A 17138-nucleotide genomic window follows, 5' to 3' on the forward strand; every position below is an offset into this window, starting at 1 on the left:
GCCGGTTTTGTTTAGTTTATTAATCTAAAAAAACCTTATTTATTAGGATGTTGAAGGAGATGGTTTTAACTGGTAGCCTTGGAGTCGCCCTCCCGAATTGCACCTTCTGGAGGCGGTGGATTTCTGCCTTTACTGGGTACAAATACTAAACTCTACTTACTAGACAAAAAAAGTATTTTTGTTTTCTTGACAAAAATGCTGAAATGATGTTATCCACAAGTCTACCGATCTGGTGAATTAAAAGCGGAGGGTGGTATGGCCTGGTCGAACAGAAAAAATAACGTACTACCCGGTTTCACCCCGGCGCTCGGGTACACAGTCTTCTACCTGAGCCTCATCGTCCTCATCCCCCTTTCCGCACTCTTCTTCAAGACCGCGACCCTTTCCTGGGACGACTTCCTCGCTGCCGTGAGCGCGCCGCGCGTGCTTGCTTCGTACCGCGTCACCTTCGGGGCTTCCCTCGCCGCCGCTGTCGTCAACGCCTTCTTCGGCGTGCTGGTCGCCTGGGTGCTGGTGCGCTACCGCTTCCCCGGCAAGAAGCTGATCGACGCGCTGGTCGATCTTCCCTTCGCCCTCCCCACGGCGGTAGCAGGCATCACCTTGGCAAGCATCTATTCCTCGAACGGCTGGCTCGGGCGCTACCTGGAGCCGAGCGGGATCAAGATCGCCTTCACCCCTCTGGGCATCGTCATCGCCATGATCTTCATCGGCCTTCCCTTCGTGGTCCGCACGGTTCAGCCGGTTTTGGAGGAGCTGGACCAGGAGGTCGAGGAGGCGGCCTCCTGCCTGGGAGCCGGCCGCTGGCAGACCTTCCGCAGGGTGCTGCTGCCGACCATGCTTCCGGCCATACTGACCGGGTTCGCACTGGCGTTCGCCCGGGCAGTGGGGGAGTACGGCTCCATCATCTTCATCGCCGGCAACATGCCGTTGGTCTCCGAGATAACGCCGCTGCTCATCATCACCAAGCTGGAGCAGTACGATTACGCGGGCGCTACCGCCATCTCGACCGTGATGCTCGTGGTGTCGTTTCTGATGCTTCTTTGCATCAACCTTTTGCAGAAGTGGAGCAGGCGTTTCGCGGAATAGGGGCGTAGCTTCGGGAGGGAAGCAAGATGCAGGTAGGCAGGGTATTGAAAAAACACAACCAAAGGGGAGGGGGGAGCACCTCGGAGCCCGCGTGGGTGCGCTACCTGCTGGTGACGGTGGCGCTTATATTCCTGGCTCTCTTCCTGCTGCTCCCTTTGGCGGCGGTTTTCGCGCAGGCGCTGGATAAGGGGTGGGAGGCCTACCTCGAAGCACTCAAGGAACCGGATACGCTATCGGCGATCCGCCTCACCCTGACTACGGCCGCGGTCTGCGTCCCTCTGAACCTCTTCTTCGGGATCGTCGCTTCCTGGGCCATCGCCAAGTTCAACTTCCGCGGCAAGAGCTTCCTGATCACGCTGATAGACCTGCCGTTCTCGGTCTCCCCGGTGGTGTCCGGTCTCATCTACGTCCTCATCTTCGGGCTGCAGGGGTGGCTCGGCCCCTGGCTGCAGGACCACGACATCAAGATTATCTTCGCGGTCCCGGGGATCATCCTCGCCACCGTCTTCGTCACCTTCCCGTTCGTCGCGCGTGAACTGATCCCTCTCATGGAGGCGCAGGGGCGCGAGGAGGAAGAGGCGGCGCTGACGCTTGGGGCGAGCGGGCTGCAGACCTTTTTCCGGGTCACCTTCCCCAACATCAAGTGGGGCATCCTCTACGGCGTGATCCTCTGCAACGCGAGGGCCATGGGGGAATTCGGCGCCGTCTCGGTCGTGTCGGGGCATGTGCGCGGCTCGACCAACACCATCCCGCTCCAGGTGGAGATCCTCTACAACGAATACAGCTACGCGGCGGCCTTTGCCGTCGCCTCGCTCCTTGCGCTGCTGGCGCTGGTGACCCTCGCCGTCAAGACCGCGGCCGAGTGGAAAATGCAACAGACCGTTACGGTCTCGGAAAAAGAAAGGTAGCCCATGAGCATCGATATCGAGGCGGTCAGCAAGACATTCGGCAGCTTTAGCGCACTCTCCGACGTGAGCCTCAAGGTCCCCTCCGGGGAACTGGTGGCGCTTTTAGGCCCCTCCGGGTCGGGGAAGACCTCCCTTCTGCGGATCATCGCAGGGCTGGAAACCCCCGACAGCGGCAGGATCCTGTTCGACGGGGTGGAGGCCACCAACCGCCAGGTGAAGGACCGGCAGGTCGGCTTCGTTTTCCAGCACTACGCCCTTTTCAGGCACATGACGGTGTTCGACAACATCGCCTTCGGACTCACCGTGAAGCCCAAGAAGGAGCGCCCGGGGAAGCAGGAAATAAAGGACAAGGTCCACTCGCTGCTGAAGCTGATCCAGCTGGAGCAGCTCGCCGACCGCTACCCCGGCCAACTCTCGGGGGGGCAGCGGCAGCGCGTCGCGCTGGCCCGGGCACTTGCCGTGGAACCGCAGGTGCTGCTCCTCGACGAGCCGTTCGGCGCGCTTGACGCCAAGGTGAGGGTGGAACTGCGCCGGTGGCTTAGGCGCCTGCACGACGAGATCCATGTCACCAGCGTCTTCGTGACCCACGACCAGGAGGAGGCGCTCGAGGTCGCCGACCGGATTGTGGTCATGAACCAGGGGCAGATCGAGCAGCAGGGGACCCCGTCCGAGGTCTACGACCGCCCGGCCACCCCGTTCGTTTACGACTTTCTTGGCAACGTCAATCTCTTTAAGGGGAGGGTGCACGAGGGTACCGCACAGATGGGGGGGATCAAGCTCTCGTCTCCGGAAAATGCGTCGGCCAACGACGCGCCTGCCGTGGGCTACGTCCGTTCGCACGACATCGCCATCGAAAGGGATTCGAGCGAAGGTGCGCTCAAGGCCGAGGTGCGCTACCTCCTCTCGGTGGGGCCGCTGGTCCGGGTGGACCTCTCTTTGCCGGACGGCGGTCCTATTGAGGTCGACCTGCCGCGCGACGAGGCGGACAAGCTGGGGCTGAAGGTAGGTGACCAAGTGTTCGCCCGCCCCCGCAAGATGCGGGTCTTCGTGGACGACTACCAGATCTAGTCGCGTTTCGAGCACCCCTGGCTCCTGGCGCAGTACCAGAAGCTGTTAGGCAAGGAGTTGGCTTAAGGCGGGTAAGTCACAATTACCGCCGTCATTCCGTCGCAGTCCTTTATCTGTACCGGCACTGAAGCGGTGCCTAAATGGTTCTACGCCATCTTCCGAAGTAGGAACAGTGACAAACAAAAAAACCGTTGCCTCTGTAAGTCTCTCGAAAAGACTCAGCAGAATTGCAACGGTTTTTTTAACAAAAGTTGGTGGGCGAGATGGGATTCGAACCCATGACCCCTGGCTTCGGAGGCCAGTACTCTATCCAACTGAGCTACCCGCCCGGCAAAGAACTACTTATTACACCATTTCCTGTAGCAACTCAAGGCCTAAGTGAAAAAAAGATGACTGCTTACTTCGCCAAGGTGCCATAAACGGGAACGGTGATCTCCTTCTTCTTGGCGCTGCTGGTCACTATGTGCACGTAGCCGCTCAGTATCTTCGATTCCGACTTCCCCACTATGCTTAGATTCACCGAGCCTGTTTCTCCCGGCTTCAACTCACTCTTCCCTATGGTTGACTTTATCTGCAGCGTGTTGGAATTGACGTTGACGGCGATGAGCCTGATGCTGTTGTTGCCGTTATTGGTGACATTGATGGTGACCAGTTTGGCAACACCAGGCGTCACTGATCCGAGGCTCAACTGCCGCGGGGTTACCTGCAGTTCTTCGGAGACCGTTCCCTCCATGTTGAAGGTGTAGGAGGGGGTCTTGCCGGCATTGGTGAGCATGGTTACGCTCTTCAGGACCTTCCCCCCGAACTCGGTAGAGTCGAAGACGACGTCGATTTGCGCACTCTTTCCCGGCTGAATGGTGGAAGTAGAGGGTTTGGCCGCGGTGCAACCGCAGGATACTTCAATCTTCTTTATCTGCAGCGGAGCGTCGCCGCTGTTTCTGATCTTGAAGCTATGCTGTACCTTCTTGCCTTGAGTGACTGTGCCGAATTTGTACGTTCCCTGTTCCACAGAAAGTTCAGGGGCTGCCCAGGCAACATTGGCAACCAGAACCAGGCTCGGTATGAGTGATATCTTAACGAGGCGATTTCTCATGTCAGTACCTCTTTTAAATGAGTTGATTGAGTATTTCGAGGTATTTATACCACAAAGTGACGTAGTGGGCCAGAATGAATTGACACTGCAAAATCCATCTGATATAGGAAATCGGGAGAAAATTAATGGAGCGTACCGTCGGCTTTTATTTAACTCGACCGGCTACACTTCATCGTCGGCGTGACAGGACCTCTCATCCAGTCAGTAGTATCACGTCGGATCTTTTTCAAAATGAATCGGAGGGGCTGAATGATTCTCCAATGTGATCAATGCAACACCAAGTTCCGCCTGGACGACTCCAAATTGAAGCCGGGTGGAGTGAAGGTCCGTTGCTCCAAGTGCCGCCATGTTTTTGTGGCAGGTGCCGAGCAAAAGCAGGAGGAGTCGGAGTTCGACGCCCTGCTCTCGGGGCTGGGTGCTCCTGCCGCTGCCGCTGCCGCTCCTGAGGCGCCGGCTCCTGCAGCAGAACAAGCTGCAAACGATATGGCTGCAGTCGAGGCCGGTGTCAAACCGCAGCAGCAGCCTGAAGAGTCCGATGGCTTCGGCTTGGGCGATTTTGACTTTTCTGCAGACGCGGACGAGGCGTTATCGCCCGCCCCGACGCAAGATACGGCTGTGCCCGAAAAGGCTGCAACTGCCCCGGCTGACGACCTTGATTTTGGCGATCTCAGTTTCGATACTGCCCCTGCTGCAGAGCCCTCTGCGCCGGCGGCACCCGAAGCAGAATTCGGCGAATTCGGGGACTTTGATTTCGATGAGGAAACCGTAGCCGCTCCCACAAAGGAGCAGCCTGCCGGCGATGAAATAGATTTCGGCGAGGTGAGCTTAGATCAAGCGCCGGTGCCTGCAAAAGAAGAGCAAGCGGCGCCAGCCGCGGCAGATGCCTTTGATTTCGGCGAGTTTTCCTTTGACGAGGAGACGCCGCTGGTCAAGGAGGAGAGCCCGGCACCCGCGGCAGCGGATGCCTTCGAGTTCGGGGAGTTCTCCTTCGACGAGTCGGCCCCTGCCGCCAAGGAAGAACCGCAGGCTCCTGCTGCGGCGGATTCGTTGGATTTCGGGGAATTCTCTTTCGAAGAGGGGGCAGGCACCCCCGAGCCGGCGGCGCCTGCAGCTGCGCAATCGCTCGATTTTGGCGAGTTGTCCTTCGATGAGACACCCCGCGCCGCTAAAGAAGAGACAGCGGAGCCTGCTGGGCCGTCGCATGATTTCGGCGAGTTCTCCTTCGAAGAAGAAGCCGGTACGCCGCAGCCCGAGGCACCGGCCTCTGCCGCCGGTGCCGGTGAATTCTCGTTTGAAGAGGAAGCTGCCCCCGCCGAGGAAAAGCCGGCAGTTGCTGCCGCCACCATGGATTTCGGCGAGTTCTCCTTCGAAGAAGAAGCTGCCGGTCCCAAGGAGACTGCAGCCGCCGAACCGGTCGCGCCTGGACAGCCTTCCCCTGCAGAACCGGATGAAGAATTCAGCTTCGGCGAACTCTCCTTCGGTGAAGAAGCTGAGCCCGAGCCCGCTTCCAAGCCGGCAGCCGGCCCGGTAGTCGGCGCTGCCTTGGCGGGAGCCGCCCTGGCCGGTGCCGCCGGTCTAGCCGCGGCCGGTAAGGCCAAGGATGCTGCACCTGCTGCTCCCGCCGCTCCGGTCTCGTCGCAGCCCCCAAAGGCGGCTGCTTCGCCGCTCGACTTCCACTTTGGCGCACAGCCCCCCGATGTAGCGCCCGGGGAGTTTGCGGAGGACGAACTTCCTCCTCTCTCTATAATTTCCCGCCGCAAAGGTCGGTCGGCATTCACCATCGCTATCGTGGCCATCTCGGTCATCGTGGTGCTGGCCTTGAGCGCTGCAGGTCTTTACGTGCTGCAAAGCGGTCCGGCCGCGCTTCAGAAACTGGACAAGATGGGAATCGGTTTCGTGGCAAAGTGGTTTGGGATGGAGGTACCGGAGGAAGGGCGCATCACCATCAGGAACCCGCTGGCCTCCTTCTACCAGAACCCCCAGGCCGGGGAACTGTTCGTGGTGACCGGCGAGGCCGTGAACTCCTTCCGCAAGGCCCGCGCCTCCATTCAGGTGCGGGTGAGCCTTTACGACAAAAGCGGCAAGGTGCTGATGCAGAAAACGGCGTACTGCGGCAACAGGCTCTCGAAAGAGCAACTGACGACGCTTCCCTTGGAGAAGCTTGAGTCGATCATGAACAACCAGTTCGGCGATTCCCTTTCCAACCTCGGCGTGAAGCCTGGGCAGCCGATCGGCTTCGTGGTGGCCATCGCCAACGTTCCCAAGGAAGCGGCTGATTTCGGAGTCGAGGTGGTGGGCTCGACTGTAGCCGCCGGCCAGTAACGACAGCTCCAGTTTCCTGAAACGCAAAAAGGCCGGCTTGATGCCGGCCTTTTTGCGTCTGCAGTGTTGCTGCGCACCCAGGTTATCTTGGCGATGCTTTACCCGGCGTGGATCTTGTTGAGCGAGGCGATGTACCCCTTGATGCCGGAGAGGATTCCGTCGGCTGTCAGCTCTTGGTATTGGGGATCCTTGAGCTTTTGCTCGTCGCGGTCGTTGCTGAGGAATGCTGTTTCCACCAGGATGCTCGGCATCGTGGCCCCGACCAGCACGTAGAAGGGCCCCTGTTTCACCCCCAGGTTTTTCACTGTTGCGTAACCCGTCTGCGCCTTTTTGAAAAGCGCCTTTTGCACCTCGTCGGCCAGATGCGCGGAGTCGTTCAGCTTGTAGTTAGCCATCAGATCGAATAGGACCGCCTGCAGCATGCTTACCTTTTCCAGCGAGGTCCCGTTTTCCTTGGCCGCGAGCTGGGCTGCTTTCTCGGTCTTGGCCAGGTTGAGGTAGTAGGTCTCGATGCCGTTGGCTGCGCGGCTAAGGGACGCGTTGGCATGGACGGAGACAAAGAGGTCGGCTCCTACCTTGTTGGCCATGGCCGTTCTCTCCTGCAACTCAATGAAGACGTCGGTCGACCTGGTCATCACCGCATCGATCCCCAGTTCCTCCCGCACCTTTTGCGCCAGCTTGAGGCCGATCTGGAGCACGATGTCCTTTTCGCGGGTCCCCGAGGGGCTGACGGCGCCGGGGTCGTGCCCTCCGTGGCCGGGATCGATGACGATTCTCCTGATCCTGCCGGGCTTGAACTTGCCGGCGGACTTAGGCTTCTCAGCCGGCTTCGCCTTCTCCGTCGGCTTCGGCTCGGGGGGGGCGGTTTCGATAACTTCCTTGGACGCGGAGATCTCCTGCCGGCGGTCGCCCTTCACGTCGACGATGATACGGAACGGGTCGGAGAAGGTGAAGACCTTGTAGTCCTTGATGCTGTCCAGATCGAGCACCACACGTACGGTCGCCGCCTGAAACTGAGCGATCCTCACGCTTTTCAGCAGGCCGTCCCCGATGCTCAGGTCCTTGACCCCTTGGTTCAGCTTGGCGCCCTGCAGGTCCAGGTAGAGGCGGTTCGGGAGCTTGTGGTGCTCGAAGGGGATCTCGCTCCCTGCGGTGATGGCGATGCGGGTGTAGTCGGGGGTGGACCAGTGTTTCAGTTCGGTGACCGGGACCAACCCTTGAGCGGTGGCGGCGCCGGCCTGCGCCGAGAGAAAGGGGGTGAGCAGCAGCGACCCCTGTGCCGCGAGCATCCGGCAGGATAGCCATTGGTAGTAGGGGAGCGAAAGTCCCAGGTATTTTACGAAGTCCCTTCTGTCCATCTTCTAGATCATCCTCTTTAGTTCGTCCACGAGGTTCAGCGCTTCCAGGGGTGTAAGAAGCGCTACTTCGACTTCCTTGAGCCTCTCCCTGATCTGGTCGTCGCCCGCGCCGAAGAGCGAGAGCTGCGGGGACGGGGGAGGGACCTTCTTGCCGCGCGCCAGGCGCGGTACACCTCCTTCGCCGTACTCCCCCTTTTCCAGGTTGACCAAGATCTCCTTGGCCCTTTCGATCACCGCCTGGGGGAGACCGGCCAGGCGTGCCACCTGGATGCCGTAGGAGTGCGAGGCGCCACCGGGAACGATCTTCCTCAAGAAGATGATGCGTTCGTTCCATTCCCTGACGGCTATGTTGAAGTTCTTGATGCCGGGGCGGGTGACCGCGAGTTCGGTCAGTTCATGGTAGTGGGTGGCAAAGAGGGTCTTGGCCGCGTGCATCTTGTTGTCGTGCAGGAATTCCGCCACCGCCCAGGCGATGGAGACGCCGTCGAAGGTGGAGGTGCCGCGGCCGATCTCGTCCAGGATCACCAGGCTTCTGGCGGTAGCCCCCCTCAGGATGGCGGCGCTCTCCATCATCTCGACCATGAAGGTGGAGTGGCCGCGGGCAAGGTTATCGGATGCGCCCACCCTGGTGAAGATGCGGTCCACCAGCGGAATGAGCGCCTTGTCCGCCGGGACGAAGCTCCCCATCTGGGCCATCAGCGAGATGAGGGCCACCTGGCGCATGAAGGTCGACTTACCGGCCATGTTCGGCCCGGTGATGATGATGAGCTGGTTCTCCCCGTTGTCCAGCAGCGTGTCGTTGGGAACGAAGCGCTCCGAGGAGTGCATGTCCTCGATGACGGGGTGCCTCCCCTCGGTGATGCTGAGTTCGCTCCCCTCGTGCACCTCGGGTCGGCAGTACCCCTTGTCGTGGGCGAGTTCGGAGAGGCTTGCGAGGACGTCCAGGCAGGCGAGGCGGTCGGCGGTGCGGGCGATTCTCTCCCCTTGAGCCGCGGCTGCTTCGCGGACTTCCTGGAACAGCGAGAATTCCAGATCCTTGATCCGGTCCTCGGCACCTAGCACCTTCTCCTCGTACTCCTTGAGTTCGGGGGTGATGTACCTCTCGGCGTTGGCGAGGGTCTGTCTTCTGATGTAGTCGTCGGGGATGGCCGAGACGTTTGCTTTGGTCACCTCTATGTAGTAGCCGAAGACCTTGTTGTAGCGGATCTTGAGCGACGAGATCCCGGTCCGCCCCTTCTCCTGTGCCTCCAGCCTGGCGATGAACCCCTTCCCCTCGCGGCTGATGGCCCGCAATTCGTCGAGTTCCTGGTTGTAGCCGTCCGCGATGATGCCGCCGTCGCGCAATACAAAAGGAGGGTCGTCCACGATGGCCCTGGAAATCAGGTCGCACAGTTCGTCGAGCGGGTCGATCCCGGCGTCCAGCTCCTTGAGGAGCCCGGCGCCGCAGGCAGCTACCTGCTCCTTGATGGCGGGAAGGCGGCTGAGCGAAGACCTGAGGGCGGAGAGATCCTTGGCGGAGGCGGAGGCAAGGCTGATGCGTCCGTTCAGGCGTTCGAGGTCGTAGACCCCGGCCAGGAGCGACTTCATCGCTTCGCGGGTGCCGGGCGCCTCCATCAGTTCCTGGATCGCGTCCTGCCTCAGCCAGATCTTCTTCAGATCCATGAGCGGGTAGTTGATCCATTGCTTGAGCTTGCGGCCGCCCATGGCGGTGACGGTGCGGTCCATGAGCCCCAGCAGCGACCCCTTGCGCTTTCCTTCCGAGAGGGTTGCGGTGAGTTCCAGATTCCTCCTGGTCGATTCGTCGAGGAGGAGGTGCTCGTTTTCGTTGTACGGAGTGATGCCGGTTACATGGGGGGCATGCCCCTTTTGGGTGTCCACCAGGTAGTGCAGTACGGCGCCTGCGGCGAGAAGGGCGATGGGGAGGCGGTCGCATCCAAGCGACTCGGCAGTCGCTCCCTTGAACTGGTTCGCTACCAGTCGCTTGCAGTAGTCCGGGTCGTAGACCCATTCCTCGAAATAGGTGATGCTGCGGTCCACGATGACGTGGGCGACTTCTTTCCGCTTCGGTTCCTCACGGAAGCTGACCGGGAGGATGATTTCGCGGGGGCCTATGCAGGTCAGCTCGGCCAGGGCGGCTTGAAGCCCATCCAGTTCGGTCACCCTGAATTCCCCGGTGGAGAGGTCGAGGTAGGAGAGCCCGTAGCACTCGCCGTCACAGCAAAGCGCCAGCAGGTAATTGTTTTCCTTGGGGGAGAGCGAGGCGTCTTCGATCACGAGCCCGGGGGTGATCACCTTCACCACTTCGCGCTTGACGATTCCCTTGGCCTGCTTCGGGTCCTCGGCCTGCTCGCAGATGGCGACCTTCTCCCCTGCCTCGACCAGTTTCGCGATGTAGGGGGCGCAGGAGTGGTAGGGGACGCCGCAAAGAGGGACCTCGGAGCCGTCGGCGTTCTTGTTGCGCGAGGTGAGGGTGATGCCGAGGATGCGGGAGGCTTTGACCGCGTCGTCCAGGAACATCTCGTAGAAATCGCCGCATCTGAAGAAGAGGATGGCGTCAGGGTGTTCGGCCTTGATCTCAAGGAATTGCCGCATCATGGGCGTCATTTCAGACATTTGGGAACCTTTGTTGGAGGATAAAACGGCGGCCATCTTAACAAAATAGCCGCATCATGTAAAGCACCGCCCGCCACCGCGGTGGACCTTTTTGCCGGGTGCTCCAGGTCTGGATAAGAGGGCCGGCGGTATTTGGGAGCTTTGGGGTAAAACATTTAAAGTGCGTTAATATTTGAAGCTGCCGTCGACGAGGAGTATGCGCCGCAAGCGGCAAATCACGATATCGGACCTGGCGGGGGTGTTGAGGACGAGGCTCGCCTGGCCGCAGTGGGCACATCGAAGCATGTGCCGGATAGGGAGGTACATCATGACGCACAATCGTAAGATTTCGGTGGTAGGGCTTGGGTACGTTGGGCTCCCGGTGGCGGTCGCCTTCGGCAGGGTGCAGCGCACCATAGGGTTTGACATCAGCGCGAAGAGGATCGAGGAGTTGCGTTCAGGATGGGACCGCACGGGGGAAGTTTCCTCAGAGGACCTGGTCGGCGCCGACATCTGCTTCACCGACAAGATCGATGAGCTGGCGCGTGCGGATTTTCACGTGGTGGCGGTGCCGACACCTGTCGATCCAGCCAATCAGCCGGACCTCTCCCTGCTCCGCAGCGCATCGGAAACGGTGGGGAGGGCGCTCAAAAAGGGTGACATCGTGGTCTACGAGTCGACGGTCTATCCGGGCGTCACCGAGGAGGTCTGCCTCCCCATCCTGGAGTCGGTCTCGGGGCTGAAGAGTCCCGTCGACTTCACCGTCGGTTACAGCCCGGAGCGGATCAACCCTGGCGACAAGGAGCATACCTTCACCAGCATCCTCAAGGTCGTTTCCGGCCAGGACCAGCACACCTTGGAGCAGGTGGCCGCAGTGTACTCCTCGGTGGTCAAGCCGGGGGTGCACCGTGCACCTTCCATCAAGGTCGCCGAGGCCGCCAAGGTCATCGAGAACACGCAGCGCGACCTGAACATCGCCCTCATGAACGAGCTTGCGCTGATTTTCGATCGTTTGGGGATCGACACCAGCGAGGTGCTGGCTGCGGCGGGAAGCAAATGGAACTTCCTGAACTTCAAGCCGGGGCTGGTAGGCGGCCACTGCATCGGCGTCGACCCCTACTATCTCACCTATCAGGCTGAGAAGATCGGGTACATCCCCCAGGTTATCCTGGCGGGGCGGCGCATAAACGACGGCATGGGTAAATTCATCGCGCAGCGGGCGGTAAAGGAGATCATCAGGGCGGGGCACCACGTGCTTGGCTCGTATGTGACGGTGCTGGGACTGACCTTCAAGGAGAATTGCCCCGACCTGCGTAATTCAAAGGTCATCGATATTCTGGCCGAGCTCAGTGACTATGGGTTAAAGGTGCAGGTATGCGACCCGATAGCAGACCCGGCTGAGGCGCAGCAGGCCTACGGGGTAACACTCAAGGAGCTGGGAAAACTCCATCCTGCGGTTGCTGTTATCGCCGCGGTCGCCCACGACTCCTACCGCGCCTGGGGGGCCGCCAACTTCACGAGCCTTATGGTAGAGAACCCGGTGCTCATAGACGTAAAGGGTATTTACGACAGCCGGGCCATGTCTGCGGCGGGGATTCGGGTCTGGTGCCTGTAGTCGTCGGCCGAGGCAGGGGAGAGGAGAATGTCAAAGATCAAGGAATCACTTACGCGTACGCCGTCGCAGTTTGGACACAGTTACCCGAGGGACCTGGTCTCCTTCATCTTCGAACGCTGGGAGGATGAAGCATTTGTCGCCCGCCTTTGCTGCGGGGAGAGCGGGGAGTTCCAGCTTCCCGACCGGGGGATCCTGGAGCAGGTGATCTCTACCTGCTATCAGGCAAGCCTGTTGCGGGAAGAAGAGCGACCGGTCATGTTTCGCCTGATCATCAGGGATTCTTACCTGTTCGCCGCCCATGAAGGCCCACCCACAGGGATGCATCGACTCATTTTTTCCAGAACTCGTCCTTTTAACGAGTATGAATTGCACCGCTTGGCCCCTGCGGCCGATTTCTACCGGACCCTGATCGGCATCTTTGTCGAACCGGCGCAAGGGGCTCAGATCTGGGGACTGCTGCATTCCGGAACCCGCTGGATGCATGCGGTCTACGGCGGGAGGAAGACCTCGCCTCCCATGCCGTTGAGCCTGGTTGTGTACGTTACCGGACCCGGTCAGATCTCGGTCTGCATCGGAGACAACATCATCGCCTCGCTGAACGGAGGACAGATCAACTGCCCGACGCTCGACGTCTTTAATTCGAAATGGCTCAACACAAGCCTTGGCGCTCTCAACACGGAGACCTGGGCTTTGCACCAGGCCGCCCGTGCCCGCACAGACCGCGTCTGGGCCGAGTTGGACCCGCAATTGGGCAGCAGCATCGGGCAACAGGCGATACGGCGCATTATCAGCGTGATCAGGAACTCGAACCATGGCGGCTTGCTGGTGTATCTTCCTGCCGAGATGGCAGAAGAGATCCAGGAGGACAACCCTTACCTGACCATCAAGTACCAGTTCCTGGAGTACGATTCCAGGCAGCGCTTCCTGAGTCTGACGCTACGCATCATGAACACTTTGGCCGAGATCTACGGCGATCCTGATTCTCCTGGCAAGCAGGTGGGGTGGCAGGAATATGTAAACAGCAAAAACGAGAATATAGCGCTTCTGGACGAGGCCATTTTCGACGTCGCCCATTTCATTGCAGCACTTTCCGCAGTCGATGGCGCAGTGGTGATAACCAAACGGCAGGAACTGTTAGGTTTCGGCGGGGTAATCTCGGGGGATCTGGACAGCGTGGGAATGGTGGCCCATGCCCTTGATACCGAAGGGGAGCAGTCAGAGCCGGTTTTGAGCGAGGGGGTAGGGACCCGGCACCGGGCGGCCTACCGTCTGTGTCAGAGGCTGCACCAGGCGATAGCCATAGTCATCTCGCAGGATGAGAGCGTACAGATAGTGAAGTGGCATAACGGCATGGTCACTTATTGGGACCAGGTGCCTACCGGGGTGCCGGGGTTTTAGAGGGCGTCAATCGGCATCGACATTCCGGACCCCCTCCGGCCTCCACGCGGGCGAGATCACCTTCGCCCCCATTTCTTTACCGAGCAAGCTCCCAAAGGTGACGGCGAAATCACCGAACTTGTTGTTGACATTATCCATGGCGCTCGCGACGAGCGCCTTTTTTCGTTCCTCGGCAAAAAGCGGCAACTGTTCGGTATGGTGTCTGAGGTTGGCGATTTTTACCCCCAGGAGCCGGACCGGTTGCGTCAGGTCCAAGCTATCCAGGATCTTTGCCGCCGTTTGATATATTTCCTCGCTGTTGTTGGTGTAATCTCCGCGGCTTTGCTGTTTGGAGAAGGTGGTGAAGTCGGCATAGCGGACGGTGAGGGTGACGGTCCGGCCGGTTACCTGGTATTTCCTGGCGCGCCTTCCCACCATCTCCGAAAGTTGAAGCAGGTGGCGCAGGATCTCGCTTCGCTCCGTGATGTCACGGTCCAAGGTGGTGCTATGGCCGACGCTTTTCACCTCCTCTGCCTCGTCTTCAGGGACCACCGGCGAGTCGTCCACCCCGAGCCCCATGAAATGCAGTTTTTCCCCGGTTATGCCAAAATGCTTCTTCAGCGTCTCGACCGGGAATCTCCCGAGCTCGCCGCAGGTCTTGATGCCGAATTTCGCCAAGTGTTGCTGCATCTTGGCCCCTATGCCGCACAACGCCTGGATCGGTAGCCGTTCCATTACCTGTGCCACCTTTTCCGGCTCGATGATGGTCAGTCCGTCAGGCTTTTGCATGTCGGAGGCAAGTTTGGCCAAGAGTTTGTTGGGAGCTATCCCGACCGAGCAGGTAAGGCCGAACCTTTCCCTGATCTGCTGCTTGATGAGATCGGCGATCCGCTCGGCCGGGCCGAAGAGTGCCAGACTCCCGGTGACGTCGAGGAAGGCTTCGTCGATGGAGAAAACCTCCACCAGCGGGGTGTACTCACGCATGATGGCGATGATCTGTTTTGAGGTGTAGCTGTATTTGCGGTTGTTGCCGACAACGAATATAAGCTGGGGGCATTTCTGGCGGGCCTCCCAGCTGTTCATTCCGGTCTTGACTCCGAAAGCGCGTGCTTCGTAGGAACAGGTGGTGATGATGGTTCGCTTGGCCGCACCTATTACGGCAACGGGCTTGCCGACCAGCGCCGGGTTCGACTGCTGTTCCACCGAGGCGAAGAAGGCGTTCATGTCGATGTGAAGGATGATGCGAGTGGCTTCCAATTCTCGTCCCGGCTACTGCTCCTCGACCGCCATCAGAATCCAACTCTGATCGTAGGTGTCGAACATGAGCTCAAAGAGATTGCTGCCATCGCTTACCGCGAAGTGCAGCCTGGTGACGCCGCCGAAGGAGTCCTTCCAGAAATAGGAAGTTGCGATAATGGCATGCTTGCGGCAACGCCATTCGAACCATACCGGCTTGATTTGTGTTCCAGGGGTGAAGATGGCGGCGACTCTGACATTTTCGGCAACGGGCGGCATCAAACTACTCCATTTGCCGGTAGATGCCAACAACTTTCCCCACTATAGACACCTCCTGCTCCCCCTTCTCGATTATGATCGGCTCGTAGTTCGGGTTCTCGGGTTGTAGTCTGATGCGGTCCGCTTCGCGGTAGAACCTTTTCAGCGTGGCCTCCCCATCCACCATGGCCACCACGATATCCCGATTCGAGGCGTGGGGTTGGGGACGCACCAGCGCTAGGTCCCCCTCCACAATATGGGCGTGGACCATCGAGTCCCCTTTGACCCGCAAGAAGAAAGCGCCACCCGAAGTGAGTTGAGAGCGGTCGATGGCGAAGTGCCCCTCGATGTCTTGTATGGCCGGGTGCAGCAGGCCCGCGCGCACCACTCCCACTATGGGGAGGCTGGCCGCCTGGCTTTGGTTGCACAGCGTAATCCCCCTGGTACTCCCCTCCTGCCGGCGCAGGTATCCTTTCTTCTCCAGGGCTTCCAGATGCTTCATCACTCCCAGTGTCCCCGAAATGCCAAGCTGCGCAGCAATTTCACGCAAGGTAGGGGGGTAGCCGCACGTCTCTAGATGCCCGGTGATGATCTGAAGCACCTCCGTCTGTCGTGCCGTTAGCTGTTCCATGACGATCCTCCGTTGGTTTTCTTATGGCAACCTTACCAAATGGCAACCATGCTATGTCAAGCTGGAAATCGTCCTTTTGTAGCAAGTATTGTCAGTTTTTCTTGAGCAAGAACGTTTATCTATTATAGTGTAGCCTGTTCCCGTTTCGGGAGCCGAGCCCCAAGTGGAGGGAATGACATGTGTAAAGCTGAAAGCGTAATGAAAGTGGCACCACCGGTACTTGAAATGGAGAATATGAGCAGACACGGTGGCCTCATCCGACGGCAAAACAGCAGCTACTTTAGAACTTTTCTATCGCGGGGGGCGTCCCTGGTGAGGGGGGGCACGGCGCTGTTATTTTCCCTCGCCCTGTTTGCTGGTTTGGCGTCTTACGCCCGTGCGGCGGATACCTCCTCGATTTACCACACTCCGCTGGCAGGAGAGCCAGGCCAAATCGATTTCATGGGTGAAAAGGTCACTATCCCCCCCCTCGATCGAAGCGACATGACCTCCATTACGCTCGGTGCGTCGTTGCTCACCCCGCAACAGGGGGGGACCACTGCCATCCCTGTGGCTGTTTTCTACCACCGTCGTATCAAGGACGATTACCGTGCCCGCTACACCGTCAGCCTCTTCGTGAATGAACTGGAGTACGACCGGAACCTGGGAAGTGTTGAACTGGTTACCCATTTTGAGAACTACACCCTGCCGGTGCCGCAAAGCGAGGTCCTTGAAGGCCAGGAGATGAAGGGCACCTCCCTTTACTGGGGCACCCTTCTCGGGTCGGTGGGGGCGGGATGGCGTATCCCAGTGTATCCCCGGGAAGTGGATAACGACCTTCGGTTGCAGCTATTGGGACGGGTCGGGTACTTCTATGCCGACACCGGTAAGGATACCGCTGCTAATCTCTCGGTACCCAACGACACCATGCTCTATGGTGCCAGGGCTCGCGTGCACTATGACACCATGCGCCGCAACCTGCTGGAACTGCCGCACCAAGGGTTTGCCGCAGGGGGGGATCTGGATTTGATGCATCGAGACAAGTGGAGCGAGCAGTCGGCTACCGCGGCGCTGGGTGGAAACCGTGATTACCTGCAGCTTTCAGGCTATCTTGCCGGGGCTGCGGGGATACCGGGAAGGTCGGAGCGCGACCGCCTAATTTATTGTGCCTATGCCGGTCACACCTTCAACAATAACGGAGACAGGTTCAACGCCTTCCGTCTCAACGGAGCCTCTTTCCCGAGCGAGGCCGACGACGTGGTCCGTCCTCACTACACCGGCATCATTTACGATAACATCCCGGTAACCTCATATGCCACCGTCTCAGCGGGTTATCGCCGCGAGCTTACCTTCTTTCTTTACCTTAGCCTGTACGGATCCTACATCTGGGCCGACCGGGCAACCGTTGAAGGCGCGAATCGGGTCACCTTCCACGGCAAAGACGGAGGCGCGGGGACTATCACCCTCGATAGCGCCTTTTTGTGGGACTCGTCCTTTTATCTGGCCTATACATGGGAATCGGGTATGATCCGAAACGGCCGGTCAGGAGGGGGGTACACCATGATGTGGAACAAGCTCTTCTGAGAATTTCCCATGTCGAGGGAAAAGGGACGGA

13 protein-coding genes and 1 tRNA gene are annotated in these 17138 nt (G+C 59.4%); 7 read left to right on the plus strand and 7 right to left on the minus strand.

The features are described 5' to 3' along the window. Positions 1-255 precede the first annotated feature (255 nt). The 3 genes from cysT to K419_RS0106430 are packed head-to-tail and all read left to right on the plus strand — an operon-like array spanning position 256 to position 3062. On the plus strand, positions 256-1086 hold the full coding sequence (cysT, locus tag K419_RS0106420; protein WP_026840861.1) for a sulfate ABC transporter permease subunit CysT: 831 nt from the start codon (positions 256-258) through the stop codon (positions 1084-1086). Between the two features lie 26 nt (positions 1087-1112). Next, positions 1113-1994: a sulfate ABC transporter permease subunit CysW gene (gene cysW / locus K419_RS0106425; RefSeq protein ID WP_051292899.1), complete on the plus strand. Its 882-nt coding sequence runs from the start codon at positions 1113-1115 to the stop codon at positions 1992-1994. Positions 1995-1997: 3 nt separating this feature from the next. Beyond that, the gene (locus K419_RS0106430) at positions 1998-3062 is read left to right on the plus strand and encodes a sulfate/molybdate ABC transporter ATP-binding protein (RefSeq protein WP_026840863.1); all 1065 of its coding nucleotides are present in this window, start codon (positions 1998-2000) and stop codon (positions 3060-3062) included. A 252-nt stretch (positions 3063-3314) separates the two neighbouring features. On the opposite strand, the gene K419_RS0106435 is transcribed toward K419_RS0106430, so the two are convergent. Together K419_RS0106435 and K419_RS0106440 are read right to left on the minus strand one after the other, a co-directional pair. Further along, positions 3315-3391 (minus strand) — tRNA-Arg (locus K419_RS0106435). 68 nt (positions 3392-3459) lie between these two features. Further along, on the minus strand, positions 3460-4155 hold the full coding sequence (locus K419_RS0106440) for a DUF1573 domain-containing protein (protein WP_026840864.1): 696 nt from the start codon (positions 4153-4155) through the stop codon (positions 3460-3462). A 249-nt stretch (positions 4156-4404) separates the two neighbouring features. On the opposite strand from K419_RS0106440, the gene K419_RS0106445 reads away from it, so the two are divergent. Next, complete coding sequence (locus tag K419_RS0106445) at positions 4405-6477, plus strand: DUF3426 domain-containing protein (protein ID WP_026840865.1); 2073 nt, start codon at positions 4405-4407, stop codon at positions 6475-6477. 98 nt (positions 6478-6575) lie between these two features. Here K419_RS0106445 and K419_RS0106450 read toward each other — a convergent pair whose 3' ends face one another. Both K419_RS0106450 and mutS read right to left on the minus strand, forming a co-directional pair. After that, a complete protein-coding gene (locus K419_RS0106450) occupies positions 6576-7835 on the minus strand; it encodes an N-acetylmuramoyl-L-alanine amidase (protein ID WP_026840866.1) in 1260 nt (419 codons plus the stop codon). Positions 7836-7838: 3 nt separating this feature from the next. Beyond that, positions 7839-10448: a DNA mismatch repair protein MutS gene (mutS, locus tag K419_RS0106455; protein ID WP_026840867.1), complete on the minus strand. Its 2610-nt coding sequence runs from the start codon at positions 10446-10448 to the stop codon at positions 7839-7841. A 307-nt stretch (positions 10449-10755) separates the two neighbouring features. Here mutS and K419_RS0106460 point away from each other — a divergent pair, with 307 nt between their 5' ends. Both K419_RS0106460 and K419_RS0106465 read left to right on the plus strand, forming a co-directional pair. After that, positions 10756-12042 (plus strand): nucleotide sugar dehydrogenase, encoded by a 1287-nt coding sequence (locus K419_RS0106460; RefSeq protein ID WP_026840868.1) that lies wholly within the window; start codon positions 10756-10758, stop codon positions 12040-12042. Positions 12043-12069: 27 nt separating this feature from the next. After that, entirely contained in the window at positions 12070-13440 is a 1371-nt protein-coding gene (locus K419_RS0106465) for a putative sensor domain DACNV-containing protein (protein ID WP_026840869.1), read from the plus strand. 6 nt (positions 13441-13446) lie between these two features. Here K419_RS0106465 and dinB read toward each other — a convergent pair whose 3' ends face one another. From dinB to lexA, 3 genes are read right to left on the minus strand one after another with little or no spacing between them, the layout of a single operon-like run. Then, the gene (dinB, locus tag K419_RS0106470; RefSeq protein WP_026840870.1) at positions 13447-14676 is read right to left on the minus strand and encodes a DNA polymerase IV; all 1230 of its coding nucleotides are present in this window, start codon (positions 14674-14676) and stop codon (positions 13447-13449) included. A 12-nt stretch (positions 14677-14688) separates the two neighbouring features. Then, positions 14689-14934, minus strand: a complete 246-nt coding sequence (locus K419_RS0106475) for a hypothetical protein (protein ID WP_051292901.1) — start codon at positions 14932-14934, stop codon at positions 14689-14691. Between the two features lie 4 nt (positions 14935-14938). Further along, positions 14939-15544, minus strand: coding sequence for a transcriptional repressor LexA (gene lexA / locus K419_RS0106480; RefSeq protein ID WP_026840872.1), 606 nt, complete (start codon positions 15542-15544; stop codon positions 14939-14941). Positions 15545-16027: 483 nt separating this feature from the next. Between lexA and K419_RS0106485 the strand changes: the two genes are divergently transcribed. Continuing rightward, entirely contained in the window at positions 16028-17107 is a 1080-nt protein-coding gene (locus tag K419_RS0106485) for a porin (protein ID WP_226377644.1), read from the plus strand. Positions 17108-17138: the final 31 nt, after the last annotated feature.

Source organism: Citrifermentans bremense R1, assembly GCF_000426865.1.
GTDB lineage: Bacteria > Desulfobacterota > Desulfuromonadia > Geobacterales > Geobacteraceae > Geomonas > Geomonas bremensis.